The organism is Actinophytocola sp., assembly GCF_050699935.1.
Lineage (GTDB): Bacteria > Actinomycetota > Actinomycetes > Mycobacteriales > Pseudonocardiaceae > Actinophytocola.
Window position 1 is genome coordinate 1 of sequence record NZ_JBOHGB010000216.1, and the last position, 8,962, is coordinate 8,962.

Genomic DNA, 8,962 nt, shown 5'->3' on the forward strand with positions numbered 1-8,962 from the left:
GGTGACGCGGCGGCGCTCGGGCGCGCGTGGCTGCAGGCGGGCGAGGCCGTGCTGCGCCACCCCGTCGACCTGTTCACGTTCCTGCCGCTGGGCGAGCTGACCGTGGCCGCCGCGCGGCTGCGTGACGAGGGCCGGCTCGCCACCCACCTCGACCAGGCCCGCACGCTGCTCGCCGGGCTCGGCGACCCGCCGCTGTGGGCGACCCCGCTGTGGTGGGGCGGCCTGCACGCCGCGGTAGTCGCCGGCCGGCGCGACGCGGCCGGGGAGCACGCGGAGGCGCTCACCACGGCCGCGGCGCGCGACGAGCAGTTCGGCACGATCGCCGCGGCCGCCCGCTGCTGGCTCGACATCGTCGACGGCCGGATCGACCCGGACGCCGTCGAGGAGGCGGCCCGCGGCCTGCACGGCGCCGGCTTCACCTGGGACGCCGCCCGCCTGGCCGGCCGCGCGGCGACCAAGACGACCGACCGCGCCGCCATGGTCCGGCTGCTCGACTGCGCGAGGATGGTGCAGGGCAAGCCGGTCACCGCCCGCCGGGTGTCCACATCGGACCTACCGGCGGCGCACGCGGGTGAGATGCCGGCCGAGGTCAGCCTGAGCCAGCGCGAGCTGCAGGTCGCCGAGCTCGTCGTGTCCGGCATGACCTACAAGGACGTCGGCGACCGCCTGTTCATCTCCGCGAAGACCGTCGAGCACCACATCGCCCGCATGCGCCAGCGACTCGGCGCCACCAGCCGCAGCGAGCTACTCTCGCAGCTTCGGACGCTGGTGGGGAGTTCGGTTGCACGAGACTGAGCGCGCGCGGGTCGTCGCCGCCGGGCGGCGGCTCGCGGCCGGCGGGCTCGTCGTGGGCACGGCCGGCAACCTGTCGGTACGCGTCGGCGACCACCTGGTCGTCACCGGATCCGGCACCGAGCTCGGCGCGCTGACCCCGGACCGGCTGACCGTCGTGGACCTCGACGGCACCGTGCTCGACGGCCGGCTCGCGCCGACCTCAGAGCTGCCGCTGCACCTCGCGATCCACCGATCGACGACCGCCGCCGCCGTCGCGCACGCCCACTCGCCTTCCTCGATCGCGGTCGGCGCCACGCACGACGTGCTGCCCCCGGTGCACTACGCGACAGTGCCGCTCGGCGGCGTGGTACGGGTCGCCGAGTACGCCACGTTCGGCACGCCCGAGCTCGCCGCGAACGTCCTCGCCGCGCTCGACGGCCGAGTCGCGGCACTCATGCGCAACCACGGCTCGGTGGCCCACGGCGCGAGCATCGAGGAGGCGTGCGACCGGCTCGAGACCGTGGAGTGGCTGGCCGAGGTCTACCGGCGCGCGGTCGTGCTCGGCACGCCCCGGCTGCTCACCGACGAGGAGCTGGCGGCGGTCGCGGAGCAGCGGCGCCGGCTCGACTACGGCGTCGACCCCGGCTGACCGCTCCTGACACGTCGACGTAATCCAGCGCCGGCAGCGGGTCGGCCGTGCGACAGTGACGCCGTGTTGCTCAGGCGCGAGACCCCGGCCGACGTCGAGGCGATCCACGCCGTGCACCTCGGCGCGTTCGAGACCGCGGTGGAGGCCGACCTCGTCACGGCGCTTCGGGCGGACGAGGGGTGGCTGCCCACCCTGTCGCTGGTCGCGGAGGCGGCCGGCGAGGTGGTCGGTCACGTGGTCTGCACCCGCGCGCACATCGACAGCGCGCCCGCGCTCGGCCTCGGCCCGCTCGGCGTGCTCCCCTCCCGGCAGCGCACGGGTGTCGGCGCCGCGCTGCTGCACGCGGTGCTCGGCGCGGCCGACGCGCTCGACGAGCCGGTCGTCGTGCTGCTGGGACACCGGGAGTACTACCCGAGGTTCGGCTTCGCGCCGGCTTCGCGCCTCGGGATCCGGCCGCCCGTGCCGGCGTGGGGTGACCACTTCCAGGCCCGCCCGCTGACGGCCTACACCCCGGCCCTGCGCGGCGAGTTCGCCTATGCCGCACGGTTCGCGGCGCTCTAGCCGGGCACGATCAAGCCTGGGGCAGCCTGTGCGCCCCGCGCTTCACCGACGGCGCCGACGGCGGCGGCACGACCGGGCCGATGTCACCGTCGGGCGCCTCGTCGAGGTCGACGATCACCGGTGCGTGGTCGCTCGGCCCGGTTCCCTTGCGCGCCAGGCGATCCACCCAGGCGGCCCGGACCCGCCCGGCGACGGGCGCGGTGGCGAGCACCAGGTCGATGCGCATGCCGAGGTCCTTGGGGAACATGCCGGCGCGGTAGTCCCAGTAGGTGAACACGCGCTCGCCGGGCCACCGGTCCCGCACGACGTCGCGCAGCCCGAGGCCCCGCAGCTCGGCGAGAGCCGCCCGCTCCGGCTCGGTGACGTGGGTCTGCCCGACGTAGGCGGCGGGGTCGAACACGTCGGCGTCGGTGGGCGCGATGTTCATGTCCCCGCAGACGATCGCGTCCCCCGGCCCGGCCGCGACCACCTCCCGGAGCGCGCCGAGCCAGGCCAGCTTGTAGCGGTAGTGGTCCGAGTCCGGCTGCCGTCCGTTGGGCACGTACACCGTGTGGATCCGCACGCCACCGCAGGTCGCGGCGATGGCACGCGCCTCGGGATGCGGAAAGCCGGGCGCGCCGGCCACGCCCTTGACGACGTCGTCGAGCCCGACCCGGGACAGGATCGCGACCCCGTTCCACCGGGCCTCGCCGTAGACCGCGGCCTCGTACCCACGCTCGGCGAGGGCGGCGTCGAGCAGCTCGCCGAACATGTCGTCCGGCACCTTGGTCTCCTGCAGGCAGACGACATCCGGCCGGCGCTGGTCGAGCCAGGGCAGGAAGCGGGGCATCCGCTGCTTGACGGAGTTCACGTTCCACGTCACCACACGCACCGGCCCCACAGTAGTAGCGCCGGCGTGCATCGGAGTCGGTGGTTCGGGAGTGCTGGTTCCCGGTGGGCCCGGTCAGTGGACGACGTCGTAGACCAGCTTCTGGATTCCGTTTGCGTAGGACTCGCTCTCGACGAGCTTGAGGTTCGCCTTGTCCCTGTCGGTGTCGCTGTACAGCCGCTTGCCCGCGCCGAGCAGGACCGGGAAGACCAGCAGGTGGTAGCGGTCGATCAGGCCGGCATCGGACAGGTTGCGGTTGAGGGTGGCGCTGCCGTGGATGATGATCGGCCCGCCCTCGCTCTCCTTGAGCGCGGCGACCTCGTCCAGCGAGCGAAGGATGCTGATCTCGCCCCAGTTGGACACCAGCTCCTCATCCCGCAGCGTGGTCGACACGACGTACTTCGGCATCGCGTTGTAGCCGGCGAACTGGTCGGTCATGTCCGGCCACACCGGCGAGAACACGTCGTAGCTGACCCGGCCCATCATCATCGCCGCGGCCTCGTCCTGCTCGCGACCCTTGATCTCGTAGGCGGCCACGTCGAACTCGATGTCGTTGAAGGTCCAGCCCGAGTTGCGGTAGCCCGGTTCTGGGCCGGGCCCCTCGATGACTCCGTCGAGCGAGACGAACGCGGTGGCGATCAGTGTGCGCATCGGGTACTCCTTGGTCGTTCTGACGTGCTGTCGTCACTGCGTCGAACAGGAGCCCCCGAACACGACACCTCGCCGAGAAAGTTGTGTCGCGCCGAGCCTCGGGCCTGTCTCGGTCACAAGGCGGCGCCGGGGCCGGGCAGCAGGTCGACGTCGTTCGCGTGCATCGGCTCGCCGCAGTGGGCGCAACGCAGGTCGACACCGCTGACCTCACCGCACGCGTGGTGGCGGTAGAGCACTGGCGGGCCGGCCTCGCCCGCGAGCCATCTGTCCCCCCAGCCGGCCATGACCATGACCAGGTCGATCAGCTCGGCGCCCTTTTCCGTCAGGTGGTACTCGTACCGCGGTCGCCGATCGTAGGGCTGGCGCTCGAGCACGCCCTGGTCGACGAGGTGGTTCAGCCGCTCGGTCAGGACCTTGCGCGAGATACCGAGGTCCGCCTGGATCTGCTCGAACCGAGTGAACCCGACCCACACGTCCCGCAGGACCAATGGTGACCAGGGTTCCCCGATGACGTCGAGCGTGCGCGCGATCGAGCACGCCATCCCGCCGAAGTTCGTGCGCTGCATGGAACCAGACTAGCAGTTAGGGTTCCTTTAGGGAACTTCGGATGCTATGGTCACAGCGTCTCTTGAAGGAACCCCCGAAAGGACCACGGAGATGAGCAAGGTCATCAGCGCCCACGCGGTGTCGGTCGACGGGTACGTCACCGGCCGCGATCCCGGTGCCGGGCGCGGACTCGGCGACGGGACGATGCTGTTCGACTGGTACTTCGACGGCGACACGCCCAGCCAGGTGTTCGACGGGTTCCGGCTGAGCGAGCCCAGTGCCCGGGTCTTCGACGCCCTAGCCGGACGCGTGGGCGCGGTCGTGGCGGGCCGCAACACCTATGAGGACTCCGACCATTTTGGCGGCGGCAGCCCCCACCCGACGGCCCGGCTGCTCGTCCTCAGCCACCGGCCGGCACCGGAGATCACCGAACGGCAGACCCTGGTCACCACCGGCATCGAGGACGCGGTCGCGGCGGCGCGGGAGGTCGCCGGCGACAAGGACGTCGGCCTCATGGGCGGCGGCGTCGTGACCGAGGCGCTCAAGGCGGGACTCGTCGACGAGGTGGTCCTCCACCAAGTGCCGGTCCTGCTCGGCGGCGGCCGGCCCTTCTTCCAGGCGCTGCCCGAGCACGTGCGCCTCCGCCTGGTCGACGCCGTCCCGGCACCCGGCGTCACCCACCTCCACTACGAGATCGAGCGATGACCCTCGTCACCGGCGAAATCGCGTCGCTCACCGGCAACCCCTGCCAGAAGCCCACCCAGAACCCACGCCAGGAGCTGACCACCATGCTCGACCCCACTGTGCGCCGCGTCCTCGACGGCACCTCGATCGCCCACCTCGCCAGCGTCCTTCCCGACGGCGCCCCCCACTCCGTCCCCGTGTGGATCGGCACCCACGGCGACCACGTCGCGATCCTCACCGGCCCGGGGACCCGCAAGGCCCGCAACCTGCGCCGCGACCCGCGAGTCGCGCTCTCCCTGACACCAGCCGACAACCCGTTCCAGCCGGTCATCATCCGCGGCAGGGTCATCGGGTGGCTCGAGGGCGACACCGCCTGGGAGATCGTCGACCGGATCTCGACGAAGTACATCGGCGGCCCCTATCCGCGCGACGAGCAGCGGGTCATCGCGCTCATCGAACCCGACCGGCAAAGCATGGGCTGAGGCACCTTGACCTACGGCACCCCGAGTTGTCCACTCGGTCGGAGTCAGCGACCGCAGTAGCGGAGCCGAGTTCGCGGCCGCACGGCGCTGGCCACCCGGCGAATGAGGCGAGCATGACGGTCTCGCTGCGGCGTCAGTGGAGCGGGTCTACCGCGAGCACGGGGCCCGGTGCTCGCCGCACTGATCCGCGTTCTGGGCGACTTCGAGTTCGCCGAGGAAGCGTGCGCGCTGGCGCTACGCAAGTGGGGCGGCAGCGCCGGACGACCGGTCGCGTGGCTGCTGACTGCGGCCCGCCGCCGGGTACACCGAAACCAGATCGTCGAGGTCACTGTCGCCGCCGCGGTCGGCGCCGCCCTGCGCACCTCCGACGCCTGCCGGCACGACATCCACCACAAGACCCGGGCTGAACCGGGCAGCCCGTCGAGAACGACGGCAGTGGGCAGGAGAGAAGAAGCGCGATGACGGTGGAGACGCCGGCGACCGTGTTGAGCGCGGTGGTGAATGCCGACTGGGCGTTCTGCAGCAAGCCGGTGCCGATGTCTGTGGGCAGTTGGTTCGCCGCCACGACGGCGCCAGTGAAGTTCTCGCGCACGACGGCGCGGTGTCCTCCGCCAAGTCGGCGCCGAATACCAATTCCGCCACCCTCGGCTCGAAGAACGCCTGACGTCGCGACCCGCCGACCCCGGGGTCGGTAAAGAAGTTGGTGTAAGTGACGCTTCTATAGTTGTCAAGGGTGTCCTTCTTGCCTTCGGCTCCGGACCTAGTGCCTCTACACGCTCTTTGACGCGTTCGGCCGCGGACAACGTGCCGCTAATTACCGAATGGATCTGACGCACCGCCGACTTTGCCAACGGATTGCACTTGTGGACTTTGCATTTCTGCTCGACGCAGTCGTGTTCGCCTTCCGTCTTGTGCTTCTCGACGAACGGCTTTCCGTCACATCGGATACGGCAGCGGCGTAGTTCCGTGTAGAAGCTCTCCAACGCGTGCGCGTCGATCTTGCATACCGGCAGGTGGCCGAGCACCGGCTTCATGTAGACGCGCTTGCCGGTCACCGGGTCTATGCCCGCCTAGACGACCACGCGGAGCGAACCTCCGCGACCCGGCCGCGCTAGCGGCCGTCAAAGCGCGCACCAGCCATAACCTTGAGCACTCGCACCCCAACGCCGCCCCAATGATCAAGTTGTACGATCTTGTTCCGACCGTTTGTGCTGGTAGGACTAAGTGGAGCTAACGTCAATCCATAAGAACTCCGAGGTGCTGGCCGACGGGCCCGAAGTCCAGATAACGGCGGTAAGGACTCGCCCGTGACGTGCCATGAGTCGCTCGTGCTACGCCCGTTAGTGGTCGTCGCCTTGCACGCTGGCCGGCGACGTGGACGTCTCCAGGATCGCGGCGCGGGCGGCCGAGGCGAGGATGCTCTGGGTTCGGACGTGCAGGCCGAGGCGGTTCCAGTGGAAGATCACCAGGTAGCTGATGATCTCGCGGAGTCCTCGCCGCAGGATGCCTTCACGTGCGGCCGCACCGAGCGCGTGTCCGGTTCGACGGAACGCCTCGGCCCAACCAGCGGCGGAGGCGAGGGGGCCGTTCTCACCGAGCAGTGGGCCGCCGGGTGCGGTGTCGGTGAGCAGCATGCTCCTTACCTCGTCGGCCAGCGCGGTGATCTTGTTGGGCGGGACGTCGGTCAGGTGCGGGCGTTCTTGGGTGACGCGGTGCCAGACGTCGCCTTGCTCGTACCACTCCAGGTTGGCGGCGTGCATGAGCGTTCCGCACAGCAGGAGGGAGAGTTCGCGGCGGCCGAGCGTGGTTTCGTCGCTTCGGACCATGGAGACGATGGCACGGCTGTCCGCGCAGAAGAGGTCGTGAGCGATATCCATGCCTGGGTTACCGCCGAACGCGGCCGTCTCGGCTTCGTAGATTCCCGGCCACCAACCGCTGATCTTGCCTCCGGTGGTGAGCTGGTCGAGTTCGGCCGAGAGGTCTTCCCTCATCGCGCGCCCCGCAGGGCCAGGTCGGAGCCGTAGCCGCCAGCAGGGGTGCTTCCGCATGAACCACCACGCGGCGACGACACCATCGGCTTCGGCGCGCTGGAGCAGCGGCGCCAGGTGTTCGGCGACAGCCCGTTCGGCCTCGTTCCAGTCGAGGAACTGGACGTAGACCTGCCACCATCCCGGATTGGCGCGGGTGTGGACGGCGCGTCGGCCGGCCTGTCGGTAGACCTCGACGGCATCGGCGAGTGCCGAGGCTTGCATGCCTGCAGCCGTGGCGGCGTCGGCCAGCGGTGTGCCGGTGATGACTTTCGCGGCGGCGGTTTCGATGATCTCGACGGTTGTCATGTGATCAGCAGGCATGCGTCCCATCCTGAGATCGGCGCGGTGTTGCGTGCGGCGGTGTGTGCGGCGAGGGCGAGCCCGGTGGCACCTGTGAGGAGTCCGGGGTCGTCCTGGTCGCTGACGTCGGCGTGGCGTGTGAGCGATGCGGCCAATTGCGGCAAGTGGTGGCTGATCTCGGGTGTTAGCGCGTCCTGGGCCGCGCGCCAGGCCGTCAGGTACAGCCCGGCCCAGCCGTGGCACAGGCCGTGGTCGGTGATGCCGTCGAGCTGGTCGGTGTCGGACAGGCACGCCGCGAGGGCGTGCTCGACCATGCGTTGCCGTGCCGTGTCGCCGGTGGCGATGGCGGCGATCTGCTGGGCGCGGGCGATGCCGGGGGTTCCGTAGCACCAGCTCGGCCGGAAGGGACCAGGTTGCCGTGACCGGCCGTCGTGCAGTTCGTCGCGGGTGATCCATTCCGGCCACCAGGGGCCGGGTTGGTCGTCGTGTCGCCAGGAGTCCAGGTGCGCGTAGATCGTTGCGATGGCGTCGCTGTGTCCGTCGACGGTGACGCCGAGCCGGAGCGCGGTGCCGAGGAAGGCCAGTACGCCGGAGATTCCGTGCGCAACGCCGTGGTTGGCGTGCCCGCCGGGTGTGGGCAGGGTGATGTCTGGGTCGCGGGAGACCCACCAGCCGGGGAGGTGGTCGGCGCGCGGTCTGGTCAAGCACACCAGGTACTCGAGGATGCGTCCGAGCGCGTCGGTTCCGGGCGCGTGCCGGAGCAAGAGTCGCCCGATTCCGGTCAGACCGGCGAACAGGTCGTACTCGGCGAATGTCGATGCCTCACCGCGCCGGGCACGTGCCGTGGCGGCGTCGACCCGTCGATGCACTAAGGCGGCGACGTGGGAGTCCACGGTGGACAGCGCCCGTTCATAGCGGTGGACCTGGTCGGCTTCCGCGGCGTGCAGGATGAAGGAGATCGCGGGTGCGCCGAGGTAGAGAGCGGTGTCGTCGGCCGCGCTGATTCCGCGAGCGGTCGCTGTGCTGACCCAGGCGTGCGCGGTGCTCCACGGTCCCACTCCTGCGAGCGCGCGCTCGATGTGCAGCAGGGCGACGCCGGCCGCGCCTTCGGCAAGAGATTGTTCTCGTCCGGTCTTGTCGTCGGTGTCGTGTGTGGGAGTCGTCAGCTTCGTGGCGAGTGCGTCGGCGAGCTGGGCGGCATCGCCGGTGGCGGTCACGGCGGACCTTGGCGGCTGAGGGCGAGCCGACGCTGAGCGACGGCGCGGGCGAGGCGGTTGGTGACCTTCTCCACGCCGGGATACGAACTGCATAGGACCCGCTCGTCCGGGTCTCGTGGTAGCTCATTGGTGGTCACCCATCCGTTTCATCCGTTGTGTGGCCGGGAGTTGCCGGTGTTGTTCGAGCGGCATACGCGGCG

The 8,962-nt window shown here is 70.4% G+C and carries 11 protein-coding genes; 6 read left to right on the top strand and 5 right to left on the bottom strand.

Annotated elements, in window-relative coordinates; translation table 11 throughout:
* The 3 genes from ACRDTB_RS35845 to ACRDTB_RS35855 form a co-directional block, all read left to right on the top strand.
* The coding region (locus tag ACRDTB_RS35845; protein WP_431436700.1) for a helix-turn-helix transcriptional regulator at nucleotides 1–795 on the top strand (795 nt) is incomplete at its 5' end.
* Entirely contained in the window at nucleotides 782–1,423 is a 642-nt protein-coding gene (locus ACRDTB_RS35850; RefSeq protein ID WP_431436701.1) for a class II aldolase/adducin family protein, read from the top strand. The genes ACRDTB_RS35845 and ACRDTB_RS35850, both read left to right, overlap by 14 nt.
* 63 nt (nucleotides 1,424–1,486) lie before the next feature.
* Complete coding sequence (locus ACRDTB_RS35855; RefSeq protein WP_431436702.1) at nucleotides 1,487–1,984, top strand: GNAT family N-acetyltransferase; 498 nt, start codon at nucleotides 1,487–1,489, stop codon at nucleotides 1,982–1,984.
* A gap of 10 nt (nucleotides 1,985–1,994) precedes the next feature.
* Here the strand turns inward: ACRDTB_RS35855 and ACRDTB_RS35860 are convergent, their stop codons facing one another.
* The 3 genes from ACRDTB_RS35860 to ACRDTB_RS35870 all read right to left on the bottom strand — a co-directional run bounded on the left by ACRDTB_RS35860 (nucleotide 1,995) and on the right by ACRDTB_RS35870 (nucleotide 4,069).
* Nucleotides 1,995–2,855, bottom strand: a complete 861-nt coding sequence (locus tag ACRDTB_RS35860) for an exodeoxyribonuclease III (RefSeq protein WP_431436703.1) — start codon at nucleotides 2,853–2,855, stop codon at nucleotides 1,995–1,997.
* Between the two features lie 72 nt (nucleotides 2,856–2,927).
* Complete coding sequence (locus ACRDTB_RS35865) at nucleotides 2,928–3,503, bottom strand: dihydrofolate reductase family protein (protein ID WP_431436704.1); 576 nt, start codon at nucleotides 3,501–3,503, stop codon at nucleotides 2,928–2,930.
* 113 nt (nucleotides 3,504–3,616) lie between these two features.
* Nucleotides 3,617–4,069: a winged helix-turn-helix transcriptional regulator gene (locus ACRDTB_RS35870; protein ID WP_431436705.1), complete on the bottom strand. Its 453-nt coding sequence runs from the start codon at nucleotides 4,067–4,069 to the stop codon at nucleotides 3,617–3,619.
* Nucleotides 4,070–4,160: 91 nt separating this feature from the next.
* Here ACRDTB_RS35870 and ACRDTB_RS35875 point away from each other — a divergent pair, with 91 nt between their 5' ends.
* From ACRDTB_RS35875 to ACRDTB_RS35885, 3 genes are all read left to right on the top strand, one after another.
* Nucleotides 4,161–4,754, top strand: coding sequence for a dihydrofolate reductase family protein (locus tag ACRDTB_RS35875; protein WP_431436706.1), 594 nt, complete (start codon nucleotides 4,161–4,163; stop codon nucleotides 4,752–4,754).
* Nucleotides 4,751–5,215 carry a PPOX class F420-dependent oxidoreductase gene (locus ACRDTB_RS35880; protein WP_431436707.1) on the top strand — a complete coding sequence of 155 codons (465 nt, stop codon included), beginning with the start codon at nucleotides 4,751–4,753 and terminating at the stop codon, nucleotides 5,213–5,215. Before ACRDTB_RS35875 ends, ACRDTB_RS35880 begins: the two co-directional genes overlap by 4 nt.
* A 168-nt stretch (nucleotides 5,216–5,383) precedes the next feature.
* Nucleotides 5,384–5,677 carry a hypothetical protein gene (locus ACRDTB_RS35885; protein ID WP_431436708.1) on the top strand — a complete coding sequence of 98 codons (294 nt, stop codon included), beginning with the start codon at nucleotides 5,384–5,386 and terminating at the stop codon, nucleotides 5,675–5,677.
* An 878-nt stretch (nucleotides 5,678–6,555) separates the two neighbouring features.
* On the opposite strand, the gene ACRDTB_RS35890 is transcribed toward ACRDTB_RS35885, so the two are convergent.
* Entirely contained in the window at nucleotides 6,556–7,566 is a 1,011-nt protein-coding gene (locus ACRDTB_RS35890; protein WP_431436709.1) for a thiopeptide-type bacteriocin biosynthesis protein, read from the bottom strand.
* A complete protein-coding gene (locus ACRDTB_RS35895; protein WP_431436710.1) occupies nucleotides 7,548–8,762 on the bottom strand; it encodes a lanthionine synthetase C family protein in 1,215 nt (404 codons plus the stop codon). Before ACRDTB_RS35895 ends, ACRDTB_RS35890 begins: the two co-directional genes overlap by 19 nt.
* Nucleotides 8,763–8,962 lie beyond the last annotated feature (200 nt).